The 24,137-nt window shown below is 36.5% G+C and carries 24 protein-coding genes; 13 read left to right on the plus strand and 11 right to left on the minus strand.

Annotation, left to right across the window (positions count from 1 at the left end):
* Positions 1–56: 56 nt before the first annotated feature.
* The gene (locus H6F62_RS01220) at positions 57–1,418 is read right to left on the minus strand and encodes a HAMP domain-containing sensor histidine kinase (RefSeq protein ID WP_137906673.1); all 1,362 of its coding nucleotides are present in this window, start codon (positions 1,416–1,418) and stop codon (positions 57–59) included.
* 367 nt (positions 1,419–1,785) lie between these two features.
* On the opposite strand from H6F62_RS01220, the gene H6F62_RS01225 reads away from it, so the two are divergent.
* The 7 genes from H6F62_RS01225 (at position 1,786) to H6F62_RS01255 (ending at position 9,399) form a co-directional block, all read left to right on the plus strand.
* A complete protein-coding gene (locus H6F62_RS01225) occupies positions 1,786–3,192 on the plus strand; it encodes an aspartate ammonia-lyase (RefSeq protein WP_137906674.1) in 1,407 nt (468 codons plus the stop codon).
* A 185-nt stretch (positions 3,193–3,377) separates the two neighbouring features.
* Complete coding sequence (locus H6F62_RS01230) at positions 3,378–4,547, plus strand: pyridoxal phosphate-dependent aminotransferase (protein WP_190371120.1); 1,170 nt, start codon at positions 3,378–3,380, stop codon at positions 4,545–4,547.
* A 42-nt stretch (positions 4,548–4,589) separates the two neighbouring features.
* Positions 4,590–5,237 (plus strand): histidine phosphatase family protein, encoded by a 648-nt coding sequence (locus H6F62_RS01235; RefSeq protein WP_028088884.1) that lies wholly within the window; start codon positions 4,590–4,592, stop codon positions 5,235–5,237.
* 78 nt (positions 5,238–5,315) lie between these two features.
* Entirely contained in the window at positions 5,316–6,341 is a 1,026-nt protein-coding gene (locus tag H6F62_RS01240; RefSeq protein ID WP_137906676.1) for a glucokinase, read from the plus strand.
* A 184-nt stretch (positions 6,342–6,525) separates the two neighbouring features.
* Positions 6,526–7,305, plus strand: a complete 780-nt coding sequence (locus H6F62_RS01245; RefSeq protein WP_137906677.1) for a YebC/PmpR family DNA-binding transcriptional regulator — start codon at positions 6,526–6,528, stop codon at positions 7,303–7,305.
* A 90-nt stretch (positions 7,306–7,395) separates the two neighbouring features.
* Positions 7,396–8,658 (plus strand): FAD-dependent hydroxylase, encoded by a 1,263-nt coding sequence (locus H6F62_RS01250; RefSeq protein WP_137906678.1) that lies wholly within the window; start codon positions 7,396–7,398, stop codon positions 8,656–8,658.
* Positions 8,659–8,808: 150 nt separating this feature from the next.
* Positions 8,809–9,399: a Uma2 family endonuclease gene (locus H6F62_RS01255; RefSeq protein WP_137906679.1), complete on the plus strand. Its 591-nt coding sequence runs from the start codon at positions 8,809–8,811 to the stop codon at positions 9,397–9,399.
* An 82-nt stretch (positions 9,400–9,481) separates the two neighbouring features.
* On the opposite strand, the gene H6F62_RS01260 is transcribed toward H6F62_RS01255, so the two are convergent.
* Positions 9,482–9,850 carry a hypothetical protein gene (locus tag H6F62_RS01260; RefSeq protein WP_028088879.1) on the minus strand — a complete coding sequence of 123 codons (369 nt, stop codon included), beginning with the start codon at positions 9,848–9,850 and terminating at the stop codon, positions 9,482–9,484.
* The gene (locus H6F62_RS01265; protein ID WP_190371121.1) at positions 9,847–10,164 is read right to left on the minus strand and encodes a hypothetical protein; all 318 of its coding nucleotides are present in this window, start codon (positions 10,162–10,164) and stop codon (positions 9,847–9,849) included. The genes H6F62_RS01260 and H6F62_RS01265 overlap by 4 nt, the downstream gene beginning before the upstream one ends.
* Before the next feature lie 323 nt (positions 10,165–10,487).
* On the opposite strand from H6F62_RS01265, the gene H6F62_RS01270 reads away from it, so the two are divergent.
* Positions 10,488–10,697: a hypothetical protein gene (locus H6F62_RS01270; RefSeq protein ID WP_190371122.1), complete on the plus strand. Its 210-nt coding sequence runs from the start codon at positions 10,488–10,490 to the stop codon at positions 10,695–10,697.
* 197 nt (positions 10,698–10,894) lie between these two features.
* Positions 10,895–11,125, plus strand: coding sequence for a hypothetical protein (locus H6F62_RS01275; RefSeq protein ID WP_137906682.1), 231 nt, complete (start codon positions 10,895–10,897; stop codon positions 11,123–11,125).
* A gap of 74 nt (positions 11,126–11,199) precedes the next feature.
* Here H6F62_RS01275 and lysS read toward each other — a convergent pair whose 3' ends face one another.
* Positions 11,200–12,783 (minus strand): lysine--tRNA ligase, encoded by a 1,584-nt coding sequence (gene lysS / locus H6F62_RS01280; protein ID WP_190371123.1) that lies wholly within the window; start codon positions 12,781–12,783, stop codon positions 11,200–11,202.
* Between the two features lie 361 nt (positions 12,784–13,144).
* Between lysS and folB the strand changes: the two genes are divergently transcribed.
* On the plus strand, positions 13,145–13,513 hold the full coding sequence (gene folB, locus H6F62_RS01285) for a dihydroneopterin aldolase (protein WP_137906778.1): 369 nt from the start codon (positions 13,145–13,147) through the stop codon (positions 13,511–13,513).
* Between the two features lie 437 nt (positions 13,514–13,950).
* Here folB and H6F62_RS01290 read toward each other — a convergent pair whose 3' ends face one another.
* Entirely contained in the window at positions 13,951–14,949 is a 999-nt protein-coding gene (locus tag H6F62_RS01290; protein WP_190371124.1) for an L-histidine N(alpha)-methyltransferase, read from the minus strand.
* A 157-nt stretch (positions 14,950–15,106) separates the two neighbouring features.
* Between H6F62_RS01290 and folK the strand changes: the two genes are divergently transcribed.
* A complete protein-coding gene (gene folK / locus H6F62_RS01295) occupies positions 15,107–15,631 on the plus strand; it encodes a 2-amino-4-hydroxy-6-hydroxymethyldihydropteridine diphosphokinase (RefSeq protein WP_190371125.1) in 525 nt (174 codons plus the stop codon).
* On the opposite strand, the gene H6F62_RS01300 is transcribed toward folK, so the two are convergent.
* The 6 genes from H6F62_RS01300 to H6F62_RS01325 all read right to left on the minus strand — a co-directional run bounded on the left by H6F62_RS01300 (position 15,626) and on the right by H6F62_RS01325 (position 19,693).
* Complete coding sequence (locus H6F62_RS01300; RefSeq protein WP_190371126.1) at positions 15,626–16,612, minus strand: NAD(P)/FAD-dependent oxidoreductase; 987 nt, start codon at positions 16,610–16,612, stop codon at positions 15,626–15,628. The two genes, folK and H6F62_RS01300, sit on opposite strands and share 6 nt — an antisense overlap.
* 6 nt (positions 16,613–16,618) lie before the next feature.
* Positions 16,619–17,044, minus strand: coding sequence for a 6-carboxytetrahydropterin synthase QueD (gene queD, locus H6F62_RS01305; RefSeq protein ID WP_137906686.1), 426 nt, complete (start codon positions 17,042–17,044; stop codon positions 16,619–16,621).
* A 44-nt stretch (positions 17,045–17,088) separates the two neighbouring features.
* Positions 17,089–17,976, minus strand: a complete 888-nt coding sequence (locus H6F62_RS01310; protein WP_137906687.1) for a dihydropteroate synthase — start codon at positions 17,974–17,976, stop codon at positions 17,089–17,091.
* A gap of 89 nt (positions 17,977–18,065) precedes the next feature.
* Positions 18,066–18,785 (minus strand): bifunctional dihydropteridine reductase/dihydrofolate reductase TmpR, encoded by a 720-nt coding sequence (tmpR, locus tag H6F62_RS01315; protein WP_137906688.1) that lies wholly within the window; start codon positions 18,783–18,785, stop codon positions 18,066–18,068.
* Positions 18,786–18,796: 11 nt separating this feature from the next.
* Positions 18,797–19,261 (minus strand): NUDIX domain-containing protein, encoded by a 465-nt coding sequence (locus tag H6F62_RS01320; RefSeq protein WP_190371127.1) that lies wholly within the window; start codon positions 19,259–19,261, stop codon positions 18,797–18,799.
* A 57-nt stretch (positions 19,262–19,318) separates the two neighbouring features.
* A complete protein-coding gene (locus H6F62_RS01325; RefSeq protein ID WP_190371128.1) occupies positions 19,319–19,693 on the minus strand; it encodes a VOC family protein in 375 nt (124 codons plus the stop codon).
* Positions 19,694–20,169: 476 nt separating this feature from the next.
* Here H6F62_RS01325 and H6F62_RS01330 point away from each other — a divergent pair, with 476 nt between their 5' ends.
* Together H6F62_RS01330 and H6F62_RS01335 are read left to right on the plus strand one after the other, a co-directional pair.
* Complete coding sequence (locus tag H6F62_RS01330) at positions 20,170–23,451, plus strand: DUF499 domain-containing protein (RefSeq protein WP_190371129.1); 3,282 nt, start codon at positions 20,170–20,172, stop codon at positions 23,449–23,451.
* A 256-nt stretch (positions 23,452–23,707) separates the two neighbouring features.
* Positions 23,708–24,136 carry a hypothetical protein gene (locus tag H6F62_RS01335; protein ID WP_168359779.1) on the plus strand — a complete coding sequence of 143 codons (429 nt, stop codon included), beginning with the start codon at positions 23,708–23,710 and terminating at the stop codon, positions 24,134–24,136.
* The last annotated feature ends 1 nt before the right edge of the window (position 24,137 follow it).

A 24,137-nucleotide genomic window follows, 5' to 3' on the forward strand; every position in this document is an offset into this window, starting at 1 on the left:
AGAAACATTAAAAAAAATATTTTAATTTAACGCTGGCGCTGGATTGAAAAAACTAGCTAAAATGGAAATTTCATGATCAAAGCGGTTTGATTGTTAGTGCTTATTACATGAATTAACCCGTTTAAACGTTGCACCATGGTTTTTATTAATGTCAATTCTAAACCAGTATTTTGTGCTTGCCAAGGGGAATGTTTCGGAATACGGTAAAATGGCTCAAAGACTTGTGATAGTTGAGATTCGGGAATCTCAACACCAGACATATTCACTTTTAATTCTATCCTGTCTGCATTTAAATGAGCCGTAACCGTAATTGATTTATTCTGGGGAGTGCATTGACAAGCTTGATTGAGTATTAAAGTAATAATTTTCTCTAAATCGTGGATATCTGTAGATAAAGCCGGAATTTCTGCTGATATATCAAGGTATAAATATTGTTGTTGACAATTCGTAACATCTCGGAAAGGTTGAATAATGGGAGGTAACCAATTCAGAAGATTAATAGTCATGAACGTGGGGGGTTGAGGATTGATTTTAAAATATGCAAGGGTGAGAATATCCTCAAGTAATTTATTTTCTCGTTCACATTCATTATAGAGAATTTGTAATAGGTGACTTACTATTTCTGTATTTAAATTATTTGCGGGTGTGATCAGACTTTCCAAGGTTTGAACCGCCAGATTAATATTAGTAATTGGTGTGCGTAATTCTTGAGAAATCTGTTTGATAAATTGGTATTTTTGACATTCTTGATTTTCTATTTCCTTGATATAGGATTTGGTTTTTGCGAGTAGTTGAGATTGACGAATTACGATGGCACATTTATTAGCTATTTGTTGTAAAAATGATATTTCTAATGGTGTAAATAGTGTTTCTGATGCTTTAATTATCCAAATATTGCCGAAAATTTCTTGATGATTAAAAATCGGACAAGCTAATTGACTGACAATCTCTAAAATAGAGTTATATGTGGGGACGATTTCCAGAGATTGCCAGATTTGTTTTTTTAATAAAGACTGATATATTTGGGTAAAATCGGCAATTTCTCGGGTTAATCCTTGATAAATAGGCAAAATGGAACTATATTCATAAGTAATGATAGTGGCAGTGAGACAAGGATTATAAAATTCAATTTGACAACAATTAAGTTGTAATAAATCAACTAATTTTTGAGTAATTATTGTGAATAACTTATCATCATCTAAACCATCCCGAATTGCTTCAGTTAGATACTGTAGTAATTCTTGAAATCTTTGAATTTGCTGTAACTGTTGAGTAGATTCCTGTTTTTCTAAATCTGGTGTATCTATATCCAGTTGCATAGATACTTCCGATAGCCTGGGTGGGGTAGCCATGGCATATATCGGTGGAGATGGTAATTGTGTCCATTCAGGAATGGATTCAACTCTATTTATATTCATGCAACAGTCTAGAAAGTAGATAATGGATAATGGATAATTGGGGAAGAAGCAAGGACCAAAACTGACTTGAATATAAGTGAGTATACCAAATATTGTGTATTGCTGATAACAACCATTGTGACAGTTTGTGAACAGGTACTTTACCCGTGGGTTGCAGATAAACTAAAAATTTTATTTTTAGCATTGCTGATAGCCTGGGTGACGAAGCCATATTAAAATATGGAATGGTAAAGGTAAATAAAACTTTTGCAAAATTGATGCTTTGCGTCTTGACGTGAGATATATCCATATATATTTATTTGATCATCAGCAAAGACAAATTGCGATCTTGTTTCCTGTTCTCTATTACCTGCTGTAAGAGTGCTATATGACTAACAATTCAGATTTTCGCGTTGAAAGAGACTCAATGGGCGATCGCCAAATTGCCAATAACGTTTATTATGGTATTCAAACCCAAAGAGCGATCGAAAATTTCCCCATTAGCGGTATTAAACCTTTACCAACTTATATAGATGCTTGCATATATATTAAAAAAGCTACAGCTATTGTCAACTCAGAATTAAATTGTATCCCGGCAAATATCAGCAAAGCGATCATACAAGCCAGTGATGAAATTTTAGCAGGGAAATTACGAGATCAGTTTGTGGTTGATGTTTATCAAGCTGGTGCGGGAACTTCACACCACATGAATATTAATGAAGTGATCGCAAATCGGTCTTTAGAAATTCTGGGTGATCAAAAGGGTAATTATAAACTAGTTAGCCCCAACGATCATGTCAACTATGGACAGTCCACTAATGATGTTATTCCTACTGCGATTCGTATTGGTGGCTTATTGGCGCTTTCTCGCAGATTACAGCCAGCTTTAGAACAGGCAGTTTTGGCATTAGAAGCAAAAGCGGCAGAATTTGAAAATATCATCAAATCTGGGAGAACCCACCTGCAAGACGCTGTACCAGTGCGGTTAGGTGATAATTTCCGGGCTTGGGCTTATATCCTCTCAGAACACCAAAACCGGCTTTATATTGCTTCTTCTGACTTAATGGTATTGGGTTTAGGAGGAAGTGCTGCGGGAACGGGAATGAATACCCACCCGGAATATCGTCAAAAAGTTGTAGATGTCTTGAGTCAATTATTGGAATTTCCCCTAGAACCAGCACCACATTTAATGGCTGCAATGCAAAGTATGGGGGCTTTTGTCAATGTTTCCGGGGCTTTACGGAATTTAGCCCAGGATTTAGTGAAAATATCTCACGATTTGCGGTTAATGGATTCAGGACCCAAAACCGGATTTAAAGAAATCCAACTTCCTCCAGTACAACCCGGTTCTTCGATTATGCCGGGAAAATATAATCCAGTTATGGCAGAAATGACATCAATGGTATGTTTTCAGGTCATGGGATATGATAATGCGATCGCTTTTGCCGCCCAAGCGGGACAATTAGAATTAAATGTGATGATGCCTCTGATTGCCTATAATTTAATTCACAGTATTGAGATATTAGGTAATACGATTTCTGCTTTAACTACCAACTGTATTCAAGGAATTACTGCTAACAAAGAAAGATGTTTAGTTTATGCTGAAGGTAGTTTAGCATTAGTCACGTCCTTAAATCCCCATATTGGTTATTTGAATGCTGCGGCTGTAGCCAAAGAATCTTTAGAAACTGGTAAATCTCTACGACAAATAGTTTTAGAAAAAGGGTTAATGACCGAGGAACAATTAGCCACTGTATTAGATTTAGAAAAAATGAGTGCCATCGTTCCATTATAATCATAGCGGGCATCTTGCCCAGTTTAATTATACTTAAATGAATGAAGTACAGCTTATTGCTAAACCCTGGTACTAATTTTATTTATTCCTTTTGATCTGCATTTATTTTCTATGCAAATAAATCGTCTAATTTTCAGGTTTATATATCATTTACAATCATCCTTTGTGGTGTCTTTTGACCAGTTATGAATTACGAATTATCGCGGATGAATGGGATTCAATCACCAATTATTCCCGTTATTGGAGAATTAATTACAAACTCTCCCGGAACAATTTCCCTGGGTCAAGGTGTGGTTCACTATCAGCCTCCAGAAACCGCGATGTCACTATTACCAAAGTTTCTTTCTGAACCGAAAAATCATCTTTATCAAGCTGTGGTTGGTATTCCTGAATTATTAACAGCGTTAGCAGCAAAATTATCAATATTTAATGGTATTGATATTAATGAAAAAAATGCTATTGTGGTGACTGCTGGTAGCAATATGGGGTTTATAAATGCTATTCTAGCAATTACTTCTCCTGGTGATGAAATTATTTTAAATACTCCTTACTATTTTAATCATGAAATGGCGATTAAAATGGCAGGTTGTCATCCAATATTAGTCCCAACTGATACAGATTATCGCCTAATTCCCCCAGCTATAGCCGCTGCAATTACAGAGAAAACCCGTGCTGTGGTGACGGTTTCTCCTAATAATCCAACGGGTGTAGTTTATTCAGAAACGGCTTTACTTCAAGTTAATCAAATTTGTCGAGAAAAAGGAATTTATCATATTAGTGATGAGGCTTATGAATATTTTACATACAATGGTGTAAAACATTTTTCTCCTGGGGCATTTTTAAACAGTAATCGCCATACAATTTCTCTTTTTAGTTTATCAAAAGCCTATGGTTTTGCTAGTTGGAGAATTGGTTATATGGTTATTCCCCAACATTTATTAACCGCTGTAAAAAAGGTTCAAGATACTATTTTAATTTGTCCACCGGTGGTTTCTCAATATGCAGCTTTAGGCGCGTTACAAGCTAAAGATAATTATTTAAAAGATAATATTAACGCCATTGCCCAAGTGAGAGAAATAGTAATTAATGAACTCCATAATTTAGCTGGTTTATGTACGATTACACCAGCCAATGGCGCATTTTACTTTTTATTAAAAGTGCATACCAAAATGAATGATTTGGAATTGGTGAAAAAACTGATTCAAGAATATAAAATAGCGGTGATTCCCGGAACTACTTTTGGTATAGAACAGGGTTGTTATTTGCGGGTTGCTTATGGTGCATTACCAGCAGATACAGCAAAATCAGGTATAGAAAGATTAGTCAAAGGACTGCAAACTGTTGTATCATCATAACCGCAGCTAGAAAATTCATACTCCCTAATATTATTTTCTCCCATGAGTCAAATAGTTTGGATAGCAAGACACGCTAACCGTCTTGATTTCGTAAATCCAGATTGGTTTTTAACCGCCGAAAGACGGTATGATCCGCCCTTATCCGATGATGGTATGATACAAGCACAGCAATTAGCAAAACGACTGAAAGGGAAAAAAATCGCTCACATTTTCGCTTCTCCGTTTTTGCGAACCATACAAACTGCTCATGCGATCGCTGAAGTTTTGGATTTGGCGATTAAACTAGAAATAGGTTTGAGTGAATGGCTAAATCCAGCATGGATGACCGAAGAACCGGAAAAACTCTCAACTCCAACCTTAGTCAAATTATTTCCCAGAATTGACCCCAGTTATACATCACGCATAGCTGCACAATACCCCGAAACCCATGAAAAGGTGCGAGAACGTTCAGCCCAAACTGCCAGATGTCTATCTACAGAATTTTTTCCCCATGATATCCTATTAGTAGCCCATGGTGCTTCTGTATTGGGGGCAGCAATGGGGTTAGTGGGAGATGTGGCCAAAACTGAAGTTAAGGCTTCTCTCTGTTCCTTGGTAAAAGTTGTGCGTCAAGATTCCCAATGGTTGCTAGAACTAAAGGGGGATACTTCCCATTTAACTAAAACTGAGGAATTGGTGCGATTTGTGTGAATATTTTGATCATAAGGGGATTTTTCTCAAATCCCAAGGGACAATTAAGCACAGGTAATTTATTAGCTGATAATTTTTATGAGTTTGCTACTGGCAGGAGACATCGGTGGAACAAAAACTATTTTGCGTCTGGTACAATCCTCAGATGCGGTAGGGCTAAAAACTCTGTATGAGGAGAGTTTTCCCAGTGGGGATTTTCCTGATTTAGTCCCCATAGTCCAAAAGTTTTTGACTACAGCTAACTCTAGCACACCAGACAAAGCCTGTTTTGCCATCGCTGGACCTGTGGTAGAAAATACTGCTCAGTTGACTAATTTATCATGGTTTCTGGATACAGAACGTTTAAGCAAAGAACTGGGTATTGAAAGAATTTCTCTAATTAATGACTTTGCGGCTGTTGGTTATGGTATTTTTGGTCTAACTAAACAGGATTTACTAACTTTACAAGTTGGTAAATATCAATCAGCAGCACCAATGGCTATAATCGGTGCAGGAACGGGGTTAGGACAGGGATTTTTGATTAAGCAGGGCCAGGGTTATCAAGTCTTTCCTTCCGAAGGTGGACACGCAGATTTCGCCCCCCGCAATCAGTTAGAATTTGAATTGTTGAAATATATTTTAACTAAATATGATATTCAACGAGTATCCGTAGAAAGGGTTGTTTCTGGTTTGGGAATTATTTCTATTTATCAATTTTTACGAGATCGGAAAATAGCCACCGAGTCTCCAGTCATTGCTAACGCAGTCAGAACTTGGGAACAAGAAGCCGGAAAGTCAGAAAAAACCGTTGACCCTGGTGCGTTAATTGGGAATGCTGCTTTAGAAAAAAGCGATCGCCTTTCGGAACAAACTATGCAATTATTTATAGAGGCCTACGGTGCTGAAGCGGGGAATCTAGCCCTGAAACTACTACCCTATGGAGGATTATACATTGCTGGTGGTATTGCTCCTAAAATCCTACCTTTAATACAGGATGGCGGTTTTCTTACTAATTTCACCCAGAAAGGAAGAATGGGTTCTCTTCTGGAAGAAATACCGGTACTTATGATTCTCAATCAACAAGTCGGGTTAATTGGTGCTGCTTTGTCGGCATCTAGGTTATAAATAGCAATAACAGTAAAATCTGCATCTACTATTACCAGGATTAGAGATTTCTTTACTTAATGAAGCATTAAGAAAAACTCGACTGGATCATAGTCAAGTTTGTGCTTGGTTATTAAGCCAATTTCAGCAATAATCTTATGATTTCATCCTATTTTTAAATAGCGTACTCATAATTTTGGGAATTATGGCAGGACATAGTAAATGGGCTAATATTAAACGTCAAAAAGCAGTAGTAGACGCAAAAAGGGGACATATCTTTACCCAGCTATCCCGCGCGATAATTGTCGCAGCTAGAAATGGTATACCAGACCCAGCGGGGAATTTTCAACTACGGACTGCTATTGATAAAGCCAAAGCGGCAGGTATTCCTAATGATAACATTGATAGGGCGATCGCTAAAGGAGCAGGTACTTTTACTGGTGATTCCTACGGAGATTCTCGCTATCACGACCGTTTAGAAGAAATTCGTTATGAAGGTTATGGTCCGGGTGGTGTCGCAATTTTGATTGCAGCCCTCACAGATAACCGCAACCGTACTGCTGCTGATTTACGGGTGTCCTTTAGTAAAAATGGCGGAAATTTGGGAGAAACCGGTTGTGTCAGTTGGATGTTTTCCCAAAAGGGTGTTTGTGTGGTTGAGGATGTAATTAATGAAGAACAGCTTTTAGAAGCTTCCTTAGAGGGAAATGCTGAGTCTTATGAAATGATTGCAGACCATACATCTGAGGTATTTACTCAAGTAACAAATTTAGAGAAACTCAGCCAAGTCTTGAAAGCAAAAGGGTTTAAAGTAGTTGATGTAGAAATACGCCAGATTCCTGGTAATAAAGTTGAGGTAACAAATATTGAACAAGCGCGATCGCTTTTTAAATTAATTGATACCTTAGAAGGGTTAGATGATGTACAAAGTGTTACCAGTAATTTGGAAATTGCTGATAATTTGATGGTTTTAAGTATGACCTAGTATTTTGTACTGTATTTTGTGCCGTTGCCTTGATTATCAATCGTAATCGCGTCACAATAATAATTAAAACTATTGTAATTTATCTTCACAATGTCTTCCACCCTTCTGACTCCTACCCTTTCCTCTCCCCACTCCCCCACAGAAAACCATTGGGGATATGATTATGATTTAGTCATAGTCGGTGGTGGAATTGTTGGTTTAACCCTGGCCTGCGCTTTAAAAGATTCTGGTTTAAATATCCTGCTGATTGAAGCTAGAATGACATCAGCCGCTGTAGCGAAAGGACAGGCCTATGCTGTACATATGTTGTCAGCAAAAATTTTCCAAGGCATTGGTTTATGGGATAAAATTCTCCCCAATATCGCTAAATATAATCAAGTTCGTCTTTCTGATGCTGATTATCCTCATGTAGTTAACTTCCAAACTACGGACTTAGGTACGCCAGAGTTAGGTTATGTAGCAGAACATTACGCACTATTAGCACCATTACAGGAATTTGTGGGAAATTGTGCAAATGTAACTTATCTTTGTCCAGCAGAAGTGGTAAGTACGGAAAATCACTTAGATACAATTAAGATTAACATCAAAATTAACGAGACCACCAAAACGATTCGTAGTAAATTATTAGTGGCTGCTGATGGTGCAAAATCTCCCATTCGTGAAGCTGCGGGAATTAAAACTAAAGGCTGGAAATATTGGCAATCATGTATTGTAGCTTTTGTCAAGCCCGAAAAACCCCACAATAACACCGCTTACGAGAAATTTTGGTCTAGTGGACCCTTTGCAATTTTACCCTTACCAGAAAACCGTTGTCGCATTGTTTGGACAGCGCCCCATGCAGAAGCAAAAGCCTTATGCGCTTTAAATGATCAGGAATTTTTAGCAGAACTGACTAAACGCTATGGTGAGCAAATGGGTAAATTAGAATTATTAGGGGACAGATTTATTTTTCAAGTACAATTAATGCAGAGCGATCGCTATGTTCTCCCTAGATTAGCATTAATTGGCGATGCCGCCCATAATTGTCATCCTGTGGGAGGACAAGGTTTAAATTTAGGTATTCGTGACGCAGCAGCATTAGCCGAAATCATCCAAACAGCACAGCAAAATCGTCAAGATATTGGTAATATTTCCATTCTCAAGCAATATGAACGCTGGAGAAAAAAAGAAAACCTCGCAATATTGGGTTTCACCGATTTATTAGATCGAGTTTTTTCTAATAACTTTTTACCAGTGGTAATAGTTCGTCGTCTCGGTTTATGGATGATGCAAAAAGTCCCGATGATCAGAATATTTGCTCTGAAATTAATGATAGGATTAAAAGGAAAAACACCAGAATTAGCTAAACGGTGAAATTACCAACACCAAAAGTAGGGTGCGTCAGATTCGATAACTCAGCCAGCCATAAATCGCTTTTTGATCTCTGACGCACCTGAAAAATTTACCTCTTTTGATAATTTGTTAATAACATCAACTTAATAACTAAGGAAAGTGAGAGATATCATGACTCAAACTTTAGAAAATTCTCTCAATTTAGTAGAAGAAGAACAATATTTCTACCGTCCTGGAATAACTTGGGAAAGTTTTCAAGCAATTCAAAAAGCCTTTGAAAATGTACCAGGAGTGCGTTTATTTTATTGTGAAGGAGTTTTAGAAATCGTGACTATCAGTAAACCCCATGAAGCAATTGCATCTTTAATGGGATTGCTGTTAGGACAATATTTTTTAGAACAAGGTATTGAATTTTTTCCCAGTGGTAGCTATTCGCAAATTATTCCCGGTATAGTTGAGTATCAAGCTGATTTATCCTATTGTTTTCAAACTGATAAATCTAGACCAGATTTATGTATTGAAATTGTGATTACTAGTGGTAGTCCTATTAAATTACAAAAATATAAATTAATGCAAGTTCCCGAAGTTTGGTTTTGGGAAGATGGAACTTTAGAAATTTACTGTTTGCGAGAACAAGAATATGAGAAAGTTAATAATAGTGAATTATTACCAAAATTAGATTTATCCCTATTAAATCGTTGTCTTTTATTATCTTCTCCCCTAGAAGCAATTAAACAATTTCGTCAGGGATTAACCTTGTAGGGTGCGTTAGCGACAGCGTAACGCACCACAAATCCTCGTTTATCCTCATTTCAAAAATTGGTATTTTAATAAAAAACAGAGATTAAATTAACTCTAAACTTACCCTATTTTCTGCATAATTAGCAATTAAAACGAATAACTTCAACCATCGAGAACCCAGTAAAATCTCCTGTATTTCATCTCCAGCAAATACAGGAATTTCAAACTCTTGACCATCTATAATTACCCTACCATGATAAACATCAAATTTGGTTTCTCCTTGAGCAGTTCTTAATTTATCTTGACCTGAAAAAGTCCAATCAAGACTTTGTATATCTTGTTTATTCATGGCTAAAAATTCAGTAAATCCTGTATCTAACATTGTTTCTACAGGAAAACTGAAATCATCCCCACCAATTAAATCAATTTCCAAATAAATTTGTCCATTTTCTCCAAATCTTCCCTCAATCATATTCTGCCACTAACTCCCGTTTCATTAATGCCAAAAATATGATGAATTACATGAGGATACTTGTCTCTAGCCATTTTACTAGCTACTTCCTTATCCTGATCAATAAAATAATCACCACTATCAGGTTCAATCGCAATGTACCAACCATAATATTTATCTAATATTTCTGGTTTTAAACGTTCAAAAATTGCCCAACAACGCTCATAAAATGCCTCTCTTCTAGCCCTATCTTGGGCTTTTTGTTCATCAGTCCATTGAATTTCGGGAAATACCCTCCCACGTCTAACAACTCTTTGGGGTGTAGATTGTGTCATGATTAATCACCTGATTAAAGTTTATTATTCATTTTAGCATATTATTGATTTAGTATTAATTTGTAGGGTGCGTTAGCGACAGCGTAACGCACCACAAATCCTCGTTTATCCTCGTTCCCAGGTTCTACCTGGGAATGCAATCAAAAGGCTCTGACTTCTGAAAAACCCTGAAACTCTATTAATCTAGTAAAGATTGTATTGGGTTTCCGCTCTATATTTGGAAAATTGACAAAGGTATTGACTTATTTAACCCATTTTTATTAAGTCTTGCTTGACTTACATTTAAAATAAGATATAATGTAATATATGTTATGGTGATAATTATGTCTAACCTATCCTTAGAACGCAATCAACTTAAACAAACCCTGAAAGAATTAATAATAGAACTGTTTTCAGAAAACAAAGAAGAATTTTCAGCTTTATTTACGGAAATAATTGAAGATATTGCCTTATCAAAAGCTATTGAAGAAGGAGAAAAAACAGAATTAACAGATAGAGAAACAATTTTTGCAATTTTAAACCAAGAACAATGAAAACCGAATTTAGGAAAAGTTTTGATTATTGATTTAGAACAAAAGTAACATCTGTTAAAACAGGATATATTGAATATTGGACTCCCAAACTGACGTACCCAAGCAAATTGAAAGAGTATTAAAAGCCATGAATAATTAAAAAATACTTTTCAAACAATTAGTAGTATAATAATCCAAGATACTAAGGAGTTAATTATATGCAAATAAAACTTAAATCAAAAGTTGATGCACAAGGTAAATTATTGTTACAACTTCCCCAACAATTAGCTAATCAAGAATTAATAATTATTATTACTGATGCTTTTGAAGAGAAAATACCAACACCACAAGAATTAGGATATCCTGCGGATTTTTTTGATAAAACTGCTGGAAAGTGGGAAGGTGAGGTTTTAGTTAGAGAAAATTTAGTTGATTGCGATTTGTATTAATTTGTAGTATTAATTTGTAGTATTAATTTGTAGGGTGCGTTAGCGACAGCGTAACGCACCATATTAATAATAACTTAAACTTCTATCTTCTCCTTACCTACATTCAAATTAACCACATCCTGCAACCGAGAAATTACAAAAGACTTCTCCAAATAAGACAACAAACCACCAGCCTTTGGACCCTTTTCTTTATTCAAGAAAGATAGATACAAAGCCTTAAAAGCCATTGGTTGTTGAACCCCTAACTCCTTAGTAGTCGAGAAAATTATAGTTTGTAATTCCTCAGCTTCCCAATGAGGAATATTCTGCAAATTCTCCATCAATTTTTGCAAATAAGCAACTTGTTCTGAATTTAAATCATGAGCTTTTTCGGGAACTTGTTCCAAATAGAGAACTAACTTGTCTTCCTCGTCAGCATAATCTTGTAACCACTTTTGAGCCGCAGTAATTCTTTGATTAATAATTTGTTGATCATACTCATTTAAAGGCTGTAAACTGCGTTGTACAACTTCTTCCTGAATATTTAAACGGGGAACTTGCAACAGAGAAATTAATGTACTAAAATCAAAGGGTTGGAAAGTTTTAATTTCATCCCCTAATTGGGCGTAAAATAAAGACATTAATTCCTCCGTTAATTCAGGAGCATGAGAATACTTATTAATTAAAGTATCGTAATCTCTAAATAACCGGGTAGTAGTTTCATAATTTGGTGCAAAATTAATTACTGTTTTCGGTTGAGTTCTTAACATCAAAAATCGCAATAATTCAGCAGGTAATAAATCAGCAATTTCCCTAGCACTCGAACCCACACCCTTAGAAGAACTCATTTTTGTCCCATTCACAAGAATAAATTCATAGGGAGAATGGAAAGGAGGTTGTTTTTGTAAAACCTTGCGACTAATAGCATTAGCAACATCACGAGAACCACCTTTTTGAGAATGATCCTTCCCAGCCATTTCAATAGTTACACCCAATATATCCCATTTAGCTACCCATTCAACTTTCCAAGGTAATTTACCATGACCATTAAAGGGAGAAACCCACCCGGAATGTCCACAACCTTTTACATAATCAACACCATCGGGTTTACAAGTGTAAAATACTTCTGAACCGTTATAATCTGTAGTGACAGTAGTAGCGATTTTACCGCAATTTTCACAAACAACTTGAAAAGGATACCAATTATTTGCACGTTCAGCTTTACTTACTTCCTTATAAGCTTCCCGCACCAAATGAGCATTTTTCAGGAAAATATCAATATGGGAATTAAGTTTTCCTGAACGATATAAATCGCGTAAAAAATACGTTTCTGGTTTAATTCCTAAATATGCAAAAATTTCAAAAAACTCACCAATAAAATACTTAGCATAATCTTCCGCACCATCACCAGGAGAAGGAACATTACACAAAGGAAAACCCAAATAAGGCTGAAATTTTTCTTGATCTAAGTATTTAGGAACAGTATCCAGCGCATCATAATCATCTACACCATACAGAAATTTTACGGGCTTCCCTGCGTGTTTCAAAGCACGGTAAATAACGTCGTGAATAACCACACCACGCAAAGACCCAACGTGTACCCTTCCTGATGGAGTCTTAGAATCATTAACTACTTGTTGACCTACTGCGTCAGCAGCAATTTTATCAGCCCAAAACATTTATCTTTTATTATTTCACAATTGCTCTATTTTAACTGCTGTTATAGCGAATAAAATCATTGTTCAATAAATTTGGTAATTGGTAATTGGTAATTGGTAATTGGTGATAAAATACTTGTTTTCATCTCGATAACCACCTGATTCTGACACTGTGCCTAACTAGCAACTTACATTACTAAGTGCAACTAGACAATTAAATATACTTTAGAATAATCTCTGCTGCTTTCATTCGTAATAGATGAATGTAAAAACATTATAGAGAGATAAATTCTTAATTTATCTGAATTTAATTTTAGATTTTGTCTGAGTTATTCAATTTAAAATCTAAAATGGTCAGGTAATGATTTATAATCAGGGTTTTATGGACTGTATTCATTTGACGGGGATTCGCGGTTATGGCTATGTTGGGTATTTACCGGAAGAAAAGGTATTAGGACAATGGTTTGAGGTGGATTTGAAGTTATGGGTAGATCTGGCTCAAGCTGCACAGACTGATGCTATTAAAGATACAGTAGATTATCGTAGTGTTATTAGTTTAGTCCAAAACTTGCTGAAAACATCTAAATTTGATTTATTGGAAAGGTTGGCAGGTGCGATCGCTGATGCTATTCTTGAAGAAAGTAGTCTGACTACCCAAGTACAAGTTACTCTCATTAAACCTGCTGCACCAATTCCTGATTTTGATGGTAATATTCGCATTGAATTGACTAGAAGCAAATCAAATTTGTGAAGCAAAGGTCTATTTTTTGGACTTGCTGAAGGAAAGTATGAATTTTTGTCACTGTTAAATCTTGTGGGGTGGGCATCTTGCCCGCCAGACCTATACAAATTAATACACAACAGCGCAGAGTGTCACTGTTAAATCTTGTGGGGTGGGCATCTTGCCCGCCAGACCTATACAAATTAATACACAACAGCGCAGAGTGTCACTATTAAATCTTGTGGGGTGGGCATCTTGCCCGCCAGACCTATACAAATTAATACACAACGCAGAGTGTCACTATTAAATCTTGTGGGGTGGGCATCTTGCCCGCCAGACCTATACAAATTAATACACAACAGCTTATCCTAATATCCTTGGCTTATTTTTGCAAACCCTACCTACAAGGAAATGATAGAGAAACTTGTAGGAGAGGGGTTTTGCAATTTCTTAGGGATGTTTTTGTTTTATATCTTTTGACAAAAATAAACTCCCTCTTCTTGATTTGCACCTTCCCAATAATTTAGGATGATAATATCATATTGTTTGAGAATGTTTTGCAGTTTAGCAGTTGTATAACGATAGGAGAAAAATAATTGAATTTGATCACCATTTTTCCAGTGCATGATTTGATCATCTAATTTCAAATCTATATTAGTTTCTACTTCAAACTGAGCATTAACTCTTGTTAATTCTTGATGGTTTGGATCATCTTTTAGGGAGAATTTAATAGTCCCGTGATCTGGATTTATCCCCGCGTCAACTAACACTGTCATTAACCAATCTTTGGTTAATTCATTATCATACTGTGGCAAAATCTTGTTAATTCCTGTTAGATAATCGTCTCCCGGTGCTAAGTTCGCACTCATGAGTAAAATATCTCCTGGTTGCAGAAAATTACTTAAAATAGGCAAAATTTCATCAGGAGTAAAATTAGGAATCATGCCAAAAAATGTGATAATCTTTCTGTGTCCTTCTCCTTGATCATGAAGATGGAGTATTAAATCATCAGCACAAGGTAAATCACAAACAATTGGCTGTATAGAGACTTGAGGATAAGATTCTCTAATTTTTTGACCGGAAATTAAAGCCAGAGATAAACTAACATCAATAGGATAATAAATGATTTCCCTTTCTGTATTCAAGAGATAAGATACTAAAAGATGATCTTTTGCACCACCGCCACAACCTAATCCAATTACTTGGATATTGGTATTAATGTCCAGAAATTCCGCAGTTTTTTGAAAACATACTGCATAGGCATTAATACAATCATCATTGGTTCTAGCTGGAGAATAATATTCATGAATTTTTAACCATTTCTGACTTTGTTTAACAGTGTCATAATGAAATTTATGATTGATTTTACCTACAGAAAAGCAATCTAAATAATCTTGATAAATCTTGTTGGGAAATTGACTAGGATGGACATATACTTTTTCAAAGCCGTTGGACATTGTAGACATAATAGTAAATTCCTTGGTGCTGATGAACCTGGTTAGTTAAATTAGTAGTTATTAGTTATATGATACTCTAAATTCAGCTTTTTAGATCAAGCAATTTTGTGAAAATATCTGATATTATCTGATATTATATTAATAATTTCCTGACACCTACAAATTTATGATTGATAAATCTGACCTGAGAACAACGATAAAACCTTCATTAAGTGCGATCGCTCTTGGTAGTAATATAGGAGAATCTTTAGCTATTTTAGAAGGTGCAATTAACAGCCTGGAAAAAACTCCGGGTATTACCATAAAAGCCAAATCTAGTTGGTACAGAACCGCTCCCGTAGGCGGACCATCACAACCAGATTATTTAAACGGTGCGGCTATTTTAGAAGTGCAACTCAGTCCCCAGAAATTGCTAGAAACTCTGCTCAATATTGAACAAGAATTTGGTCGAGTTCGTCAAGAACATTGGGGACCTAGAACTCTAGATTTAGATGTACTACTATTTGATGACTTGATTTTAGAAACACCAGATTTACAAATTCCCCATCCTCGAATGACCCAGAGAGCCTTTGTTTTAGTTCCATTAGCGGAAATTGCACCAGATTGGATAGAACCAGTTTCTAGAGAACCTATTTCACAACTCCTGCAAAAATTAGACCGTTCTGATGTGAGTTTATCTATCAATTTATAGGCTTTTCTCATAACAACTAAGTCTTAAATCTTCTTCTATACTGCGTGCTGCAATTGCACCATGAGCAACCGCAGTTGCTACACAGGGATCTCTAGGATTTGTCACATCTCCAGCCGCGTAAATATTGGGGATTGATGTTCTGAGAAATTGATCAGTGGCAATATATCCTTTTTCGGTCAGTTTCACAGAACCCACTCCTCCTTGCTCAAAAAGTCGCACTAACTCCTCAACATTCGGTGTAAAACCCAAACGAAAACAGAGATAGTCAAAAAGTAACGCTTTTTCTTGGTTGTTTTCATCTTGGAAAAGCATATAAATCTTCTCTTCGCGCATCTCAAATCTCTGAATTTTTGCGGGTTGATGTACAGTGACTCGACCGGCTCCAAGTTCAAACATGGCTCTTTTGTTCACCTCAAATGCTCGGATTTCAGAGCGAATAAACAGGTGAATATGTTGGGATGTGTTACCTAAAATTCTGGCTGTTACTAATCCATTATCACCACCTCCGACTACAGCAACTACCCCTCCTGATACCTTAGATCCCAATAAGGGAGTGGCACCAGGGTTAAAGCAAACACGCTGGGAAGAAAGGAGATATTTACTTCCGGGAACTGATTCTATAGCTTCAAATCCTGTAACTCGCTGACCTGTGGCAATAACCATATATCGTGCTGTAATTTCAGTTTTGTCAGTAACAATTCTGAAATCATCTCCTACCTTGGTGATCTCCTTTATTGAAGAATCCAAAACTGTAGAAAGCATTTCTGCTTCAACATGACGGTGAAATTGATCTGCAAGTTCATATCCAGTTTTTCCCGGTATTCCCAAGTACCAGACATTTTGAAAATGGCTTAACGTTTGTAGTCCTCCTAATTTTTCATTCTTTTCAATGAGAATGGGAACAAAACCGAGATGTTTTAACCAGAGAGCGCAAGACATACCAGATGGACCACCACCAACCACAGCAACAATTTTATTCATGTTAATTTAAAAGCCCAAAAAATTAACTTTTCCCTTGGAGTAAATACATTGACTGGTACAAGTTTCATCAATTCTCACTGCAACAAGTCCGGGAATTTGGGGTTCAAGCTGTTCATAAATCCATTTAGCGATCGCTTCACTGGTAGGATTAGCTAAACCCGTGGATTCATTTAAATGGTAATGATCCAGATAATTTTCCAAGAGGGGTTTTATGTATTTTGATATATCACCATAATCCATAATCATCCCCTGTTTAACACCTGAATTTATCAGTTTATCCCCTGTAACATAGACAACACCGCGCCAAGAATGACCATGTAATCTAGCACATTTACCATCATGATTCGGTAATTGGTGAGCAGCTTCAAACCTGAATTCCTTACCAATTATCCAAGTTTCTAAACAAGATTCAGATTCCGGTTTTGAAGTCATTATTATATCCCAATTATATCCCAAATTCCCCAATACTTAGATACTTAAAATGAATGTAGTGTATCTAAAACTGCTTTAACTTTAGGAACTTCATGAGTTCTGAATAAATCTGTTTTTCCTAATGCTGCTAAAACCGCAAAAAATGATTCTGCACTTCTTACTTCTTCCCCAAAATATTCAAAAGCGTGAGGGAGAGCATGACAGACAGGAAAACCTAATTTTCTCAGTCTAAAAGTAGTCAAAAAAGTTTTCATTTGATAACGAATTCGCAAAGAACTATCCTGGAGATTTTTATAATAAAACCCCAAACCAGCATCAACAAATATTTTTCTCACCCCATATTTAGCTGCGATTTCTATTTCATTAGCAAAATATTCATACATTAATTTTGTTGGATCATCACCAAAATCAAAATCACCAACTTCTCTGACATTTTTACCTTGAACATAACAGATAATCACCCCAGCGTCAAATTCAGATACAGCTTGATAAATTTTCTCACTATCAAAAGCACCCGTTAGATTAATCACATTAGCGCCAGCTTGTAAACATTCCCTAGCAACTTGAGGATAATAAGTTTCAATGGAAGTTAAAACCCCCTGTTGACTCAGAGATTTTAGCACTGGTAAAATTTGGGAATTTTGTCGAATATCCTCAACTCTTTCTGCTTTTTCTAAAGTAGATTCAGCGCCAATATCTATAATATCAGCACCTTGAGCCTTTAATACTAATCCCTTGCGAATAGCCTGTTCTGAACTTAAACATACGCTTTCTCTGTACCAAGAATCATTAGAAAGATTAATCACTCCTAAAATTGCTGATTCGGAATTAAAATTAAATTTTTTCTCACCAATTGTAAATTCTTCTACTTTTACTTGCAGAGCATCATGATATTTTTCATATATTTCGTAAATGTCTTCAATCTTCAACATATTTCCAATCCTTTTTTTGATAGACAATAGTTTTTTATTAGCTGTTCACAAGCATTGAGCAAAAATAACCAAATCATCACCACACTTGATTACAACCTCCATCCCCCCGAAACTTCTAATACCTGCCCTGTGATATAATCAGATTCTGGGCTAATAAAAAACCAGGCTGCATGAGCCAGTTCTTGTAAAGTTGCAGGTCGCTTAGTAGGTAGTTCAGGTAGAGATTCCTGCAAATCAAAGGAATTTTCTGCTATTCCTGGGGAGACAACATTAACAGTAATTTTATCTGTAATTAGTTCCTTTGCTAAAGATTTTGAGTAGATGATAATGCCAGTTTTAGCAATTAAGTAAGGTGTATTAGTACAACGCGCGAGGAGATTTTGCGCACTAGCACAACCAAAATTGACGATACGTCCCCCATTAGCAGCTTTCAGGTAAGGTAGTGCAGCTTTAGTGACATAAAATGTAGCATGAAGATTAGAGTTAATAATTTCATGCCATTCTGCTACTGATAATTGGCTCGTTGGTCTGTCTAAGTAGTTACCCACATTATTGACAACAACAGATAGACCTCCCAATTCCTCAGCAGCACTTTTGACCAAAAACTCCGCTTGTTCAGGATTTCTTAAATCCGCTTGTAAAGTAACAGTTTTAACGCCGTACTTAGCAGCCTCCTGACGGGCTTGATTACAGGCTTCCACACTCTTATGATAATGAAATGCTACATCAAATCCTTTAGCAGCTAAATCGAGAGCGATAGCCTTACCAATTCCCGATGATGATCCAGTCACCAGTGCTTTTTTCAGCATTATTGTTAAACCTAATTCCTATATAAATTACCAATGTTATTTTCTACAAAATCCTCAATCAATACTTGAGTATAACTATTGAGAGGATATTCCTTTGCTTGTGCGGGAGTCACCCAAGCCCATTCCTCAATTTCTTGATTAGGTGTAATCGTATTTCTCAGTGAAAATGCGTAATAGTTGATCATAATAAAATGGGCAGGTCGCACAAATTGTGAGTCCAGCACTGCTTCTTGTAGCAACGCAAAACGCACATTAGTTAAGTCTAACCCGACTTCTTCCTGAAACTCCCTCAGAAGTGCAGATTCTAGAGTTTCACCCCAATCTACTTTTCCCCCTGGTACACCCCAAGCACCTCTCCACTTCGTAGATTTAACAATTAACACCAGTCCGAGAGAATTGACAACCAGCGCTCCTACAGTAGTCAGAGGGAACTGCTTTTGTACAGATGTTGGTTCAATAGTGGTCTGATACTGCATATTTACTTCCGCACCCCACGACGACTGACTTTTGGCGATACTTAATCTTAGTACCGTTCAAATTTTATCAGCAAATGCCTGACTAAGTTCAATTATATTTTGATCTGGATCTTGAATAAAAATCGCTGGTCGGCCAGAAGCACTAGCTTGAAACGGATAATTTTTAGCTGTTAATTCGCTTTTAATTATTTCTAAATCCATGACAGCAAAAGCGATATGAGGATTTTGTCCCCATTTTTCTTGTTGCTTATCGGTGGGTACAGTAGGCGCAACAATCAGATGCAGTTGATAGTTACCAATTTGATACCAGATACCCGGATATTTTAAAGGACGTTCTACTTTTTTAAGTCCTAATATATGAGTATAAAAATACTCAGAACGGTCTAAATCAGTTATGAGAATAGCAGTATGAAGACTTTGGATAATTTGCATAATTGTAAAATTCAATTAAATCTGATAATCTATCATCATTTAAAACACGCTGATCATGACCTTGGTAACTTACGTACTAACCCCTGATAAATTTTATCTAACCAAGAATTAGAGCTTTACCTTCATCTAGCGTTAGAGAAGCACTCCGTAGGAATAGCCATTTTCCGATCAAATTTTACCCAAAAAAGTGAATCATCCTTTAATCACCGAAAATAATGGGATACAAGCCCCGTCCACTTCGGCAAGCTCAGTGCATCGCTTCTAAGACGGCTTTTTATTAATTCTTAATTTTCTCATCAATTCTCTAAGCACATCAGATATTGATATGATATCTAATCATAGTAAGTAGGTGAACGGAAAAAGACCGACATAAGTAACGAAAAGTAAAGTTGCCCAAAACCTCTTCCCAGTTAAGAGTTAAGAGTTCCCCTGTCATAACGACAATTTTTAACGCCAACCTACTTATATTTATTTATATGCTGCCCTCCATCTTCAAAACCTGTATTCCCAGAGACGAAATTTTAGCAGGGGAACTCTCCCCCGAATTATTTGCAGCCAAATTACGCTTAGTAGTGGAAGGCACAGCCCCCTACCTCTACCAAGATCCGAAAACCTTTTTCGCTAACACCTTTCCTACCGATGGGTTAAAAACCCTGATTTCCGAAGTATTTGGACGATTAGGAGGTGCTGCTATTGGTTCTCCTATTATTCGCTTAGAAACCAGCTTCGGGGGTGGGAAAACTCATGATGAAATTGCCCTGTGGCATATCGCCAAAAATGGGCGAGAAATTCCTGGATTAGAGCGTTTTGTTGATAATATTAATTTAATTCCAGAGCGTCCAATTCAAGCATCAGCGATCGCTTGCCAAGATTTAGATCCAGTTAATGGTGTTTACCATTCAGACACAGGCATCACTACCCATACCCTCTGGGGAGAAATAGCTTATCAAATCGGTGGTGTAGCAGGTTACAGCTTACTCAAAGGTTCTGATGAACAACGAGTTAGCCCCGGCACAGTAGTTTTAGAACGCATTACCCAAGGACAACCCACAGTAATTATTCTCGATGAAATAGCCCGTTATCTCAGGGCAGCTAAAGCCACAGTAGTTAATAATAGCGACTTAGCAGAACAAGTTGTCGCCTTTTTATTCTCCCTCATGGACTTGGCAGCAGCTTCTAATAACTTAGTCTTTGTTTACACCCTCGCCTCCTCCACCGACAGTTTTGGAGCAGAAACCACAGAAATTCGGGAAACCATCTCGGCCACAGCCAGACAAGAACGGATTCTCAAACCCAGTACCGATGTAGAAATTTACAATATCGTTAAACAACGGATGTTTAACAGCATTGAAGCTAATGCAGCCAGTAATGCCGCTAAAGAATATCTACAAACTTATAAAGCCAGTCGCATTGACTTACCAGATGGTTGTAAAGATGCCCGTTATGCCGAAGGTATTGAACAGAGTTATCCCTTCCATCCTGAACTATTTAGCCTACTAACAAAGAAAATTGCCTCCATTCCCAACTTCCAACGCACCAGGGGCGCATTACGCTTATTTGCTGGAGTTATACGTTATCTCTGGCAAAACATTCACAGTCAACAGCCAACAGTCAACAGCCAACAATCACCAAATTGGATACCCCTAATTCACACCCATCATATCCCTGTCGGCATTGAAGAAGAAATTACCAGTGATTTAACTTCTCGACTGGGTAGAGAATTAATGCGAATCCCCATCCAAGCAGACATTTATAACCCAGATGGTAGAGAAGCATATAGTCAATTACAAGACGCAGAATGGCAAGCAGCCGGTAAACCTCCCTTTTCTACCTGGGTAACTAGAACCATCTTCTTGCATTCCATTAACCAAGGAATTGCCGCAGGTATTCGTCGTCCTGAATTAAACCTATCCCTACTGACACCGGGATTAGAAATTGGCTTTGTACAAACTGTTTTAGACAGACTCACAGCAGTAGCGTGGTATTTAGAAGATGATCCAATTACCTCTATTGCCAGATTTAAAGAAGAACCATCACTCAATAAAATCATTTCCGAAGAAAAAGCACAAATTGGCATTACTGAAGTCAAAGAGGAATTAAGAAAACGCCGGGATACCATTTTTGCCCATAAATTCTTTAAATTAGTTTCAGCACCAATAAGTCCCGCAGATGTAGATGATGTTGCTGATAGTGTAGCTTTATGCGTGATTGATTTTGATGAAGAGACAATTTCTAATACTACAGAAGGGCCACCAATTTTAGTAGATAGGATTTTTAATAACACCGGAGAAACAGGAAAATTCCGCACTTATAAAAATCGCCTGTTATTTCTGATTGCTAACAAACAAGAATTAGAACGCGCCATTGAGAATATACGAGAATATAAGGCTATGCAAAATATTCTCAATTCTCCTAATCGTTTACAAGACCTATCCGAAAATCAACAGAAACAACTGAAAGAACGTAAAGATAAATTTGAATTAACTGTGAGGGTATCTATTACTAATACCTATCGGCATTTATTTTATCCTGCCAATGATCCGGTGAAAGCCCCCAAGGGTTTAATGCACTATCCCTTACCTGCCCAAGAATCTGGTGAAGTCAAAGGTAATAACCAACAGGATATTATTTTAAAATCACTCAAAGATTGTCAAAAAATCCGTCCAGATGAAGCTCCAGAATTTGCACCAGCCTATATTTTACAGAAAGTATGGCCAAAAGGGATAGATCATTGGACAACTAAAGCACTCAAAGAGAATTTTTCTAAAGATTTGAGTTTAAATATTTTCCTAGATGGAGAAATTTCCAAATTACGCTCAACCATTCGTAAGGGTGTTTTAGAGGGTGTTTGGGATATGAAATTAGGGGAAAAGGTATTTATCAAAACTGATAATGTAAAAATAGTTTTACCTGAATCCCTAGAATTTTCTGACAAAATAGAATTGTATCGTCGCGGTATTCTCCAACCTCCCAAACCCAGAGAAATTGAAATCTCTGCTCAAGTCATGTCCAGTACAGACAAATTAAAACCTGTGCGGGTAAGATGGAAAGCATCTGGAGCATTAACAATTAAATTGTATCAAGAAAACACAGAAATTAATGATAGAGTGTTTCGTCCTAGTGATGAATATGCCACTAATATTAGTCAAACTACAACTTTTAAAATAGTTGTTGACTACGGTAATGAAGAAATAGTTGAAAAAGAAACTAAAGCTTTAATAGTTAGTTATGGTAGTAACTATGGTAGTGGTACAAATTCAACTCTTGGTGTTGCAGAACCAAGAAGTTTATTTGTAGTTCAACCAGAAGTATTTAATAAACCAGAAACATTTAATGCTGAAGGTTCATTGAATAGCACTTTTACCCAATTAGCTGATTTTATCAAAGATTATCAAGCACAGGGAATTGAATCAATGGAAGTTTCTGTAACAGAATTGATGGACTATCGGAGGTTATCAACTGCGTTAAATTTTTTTACAAAATTACCTCCTCATATTGAACAAACAGCAAGAATTAGTTTTGGAGAACAATTTGTTAATTTAGAGTACCAAGGACAATATAAAAGTTTGAGTGGTGTACAGCATACTTTGAATACTTTACTTAACAGTCCAGATGTCAAAGCAGATGTATATTTAAAGTTAGAGTTCAAATTTTCCTCACCAGTTTTACCAGAAGGGACAGAAATAAGTCATATTAGAAATATTTTAAACCGAAATCCGGTAGACAGGTTGAATTTAATGGCAAAGTTAACGTATTAGTTGACTTTAAACTGATGTGCCGCTAAATTGTACACAGCTTTTTCAGTGTTATGAGGTACACATCTAGCGGGCAAGATGCCCGCACTACAAGGGTTTTATGATTTCAATTTGTACCTGATTGTAACGAAATATGCTGTAATTGAGAAATCCTGAAATTAAAGTAGTGCAAGCATCTTGCTTGCATTCCTTATCCGAATTAAACACACAACAGCTTAACAGTCAACGGTTAACAGTCAACGGTTAACAGTCAACAAATATGCAAGAATTTCAATTGCGTGTAGTTTCCACAGATAACAATAACTTTGTGGTAGAATTATATCAGTGTGCTTATAAAAAAGCAGGAGAGAAAAAACGTCCTGCTGCAAAACGAATTGGTAGGTTAAAAGGTAATGCTTTGATTCAGGTAAAACAGGCAATTTATGATTGTTTAAAAGCCAATAATTATGATCCAAAAACATTAAGCCATAATCGTCAAAGTCCTTATGTTTTAACTGAGGAAACAGGGATAAATTTAGCTTTGTTATTTCAGACAGTACAACCCCTTTCTAAACCTGAAAGAATTGCTAATATTACCCAAGGAATAAAAGCCATGAGTTATGAGGAATCCCATTACTGGTTTGCTAAGATTAGTAATGGGAAGCGTAGTCAAGCGTTAAAAGCAATTAGAGTTTTATTAGGAGATTAAT

The sequence above is a fragment of the Anabaena sp. FACHB-1391 genome, assembly GCF_014696755.1.
Lineage (GTDB): Bacteria > Cyanobacteriota > Cyanobacteriia > Cyanobacteriales > Nostocaceae > Dolichospermum > Dolichospermum planctonicum.

Excerpts from the sequence above, each read along its gene's own strand:
- H6F62_RS01255 (WP_137906679.1), top strand. The coding sequence starts at position 8,809 with ATGACTCAAACTTTAGAAAATTCTCTCAATTTAGTAGAAGAAGAACAA.
- queD (WP_137906686.1), bottom strand. The coding sequence starts at position 17,044 with ATGACTTCAAAACCGGAATCTGAATCTTGTTTAGAAACTTGGATAATT.
- H6F62_RS01230 (WP_190371120.1), top strand. The coding sequence starts at position 3,378 with ATGAATTACGAATTATCGCGGATGAATGGGATTCAATCACCAATTATT.
- H6F62_RS01220 (WP_137906673.1), bottom strand. The coding sequence starts at position 1,418 with ATGAATATAAATAGAGTTGAATCCATTCCTGAATGGACACAATTACCA.
- H6F62_RS01300 (WP_190371126.1), bottom strand. The coding sequence starts at position 16,612 with ATGAATAAAATTGTTGCTGTGGTTGGTGGTGGTCCATCTGGTATGTCT.
- folK (WP_190371125.1), top strand. The coding sequence starts at position 15,107 with ATGATTGATAAATCTGACCTGAGAACAACGATAAAACCTTCATTAAGT.
- H6F62_RS01290 (WP_190371124.1), bottom strand. The coding sequence starts at position 14,949 with ATGTCTACAATGTCCAACGGCTTTGAAAAAGTATATGTCCATCCTAGT.
- H6F62_RS01275 (WP_137906682.1), top strand. The coding sequence starts at position 10,895 with ATGCAAATAAAACTTAAATCAAAAGTTGATGCACAAGGTAAATTATTG.
- H6F62_RS01325 (WP_190371128.1), bottom strand. The coding sequence starts at position 19,693 with ATGCAAATTATCCAAAGTCTTCATACTGCTATTCTCATAACTGATTTA.
- H6F62_RS01320 (WP_190371127.1), bottom strand. The coding sequence starts at position 19,261 with ATGCAGTATCAGACCACTATTGAACCAACATCTGTACAAAAGCAGTTC.
- H6F62_RS01245 (WP_137906677.1), top strand. The coding sequence starts at position 6,526 with ATGGCAGGACATAGTAAATGGGCTAATATTAAACGTCAAAAAGCAGTA.
- H6F62_RS01330 (WP_190371129.1), top strand. The coding sequence starts at position 20,170 with ATGCTGCCCTCCATCTTCAAAACCTGTATTCCCAGAGACGAAATTTTA.
- H6F62_RS01260 (WP_028088879.1), bottom strand. The coding sequence starts at position 9,850 with ATGATTGAGGGAAGATTTGGAGAAAATGGACAAATTTATTTGGAAATT.
- H6F62_RS01235 (WP_028088884.1), top strand. The coding sequence starts at position 4,590 with ATGAGTCAAATAGTTTGGATAGCAAGACACGCTAACCGTCTTGATTTC.
- H6F62_RS01225 (WP_137906674.1), top strand. The coding sequence starts at position 1,786 with ATGACTAACAATTCAGATTTTCGCGTTGAAAGAGACTCAATGGGCGAT.
- H6F62_RS01310 (WP_137906687.1), bottom strand. The coding sequence starts at position 17,976 with ATGTTGAAGATTGAAGACATTTACGAAATATATGAAAAATATCATGAT.
- tmpR (WP_137906688.1), bottom strand. The coding sequence starts at position 18,785 with ATGCTGAAAAAAGCACTGGTGACTGGATCATCATCGGGAATTGGTAAG.
- H6F62_RS01335 (WP_168359779.1), top strand. The coding sequence starts at position 23,708 with ATGCAAGAATTTCAATTGCGTGTAGTTTCCACAGATAACAATAACTTT.
- H6F62_RS01250 (WP_137906678.1), top strand. The coding sequence starts at position 7,396 with ATGTCTTCCACCCTTCTGACTCCTACCCTTTCCTCTCCCCACTCCCCC.
- lysS (WP_190371123.1), bottom strand. The coding sequence starts at position 12,783 with ATGTTTTGGGCTGATAAAATTGCTGCTGACGCAGTAGGTCAACAAGTA.
- H6F62_RS01270 (WP_190371122.1), top strand. The coding sequence starts at position 10,488 with ATGTCTAACCTATCCTTAGAACGCAATCAACTTAAACAAACCCTGAAA.
- H6F62_RS01265 (WP_190371121.1), bottom strand. The coding sequence starts at position 10,164 with ATGACACAATCTACACCCCAAAGAGTTGTTAGACGTGGGAGGGTATTT.
- folB (WP_137906778.1), top strand. The coding sequence starts at position 13,145 with ATGGACTGTATTCATTTGACGGGGATTCGCGGTTATGGCTATGTTGGG.
- H6F62_RS01240 (WP_137906676.1), top strand. The coding sequence starts at position 5,316 with ATGAGTTTGCTACTGGCAGGAGACATCGGTGGAACAAAAACTATTTTG.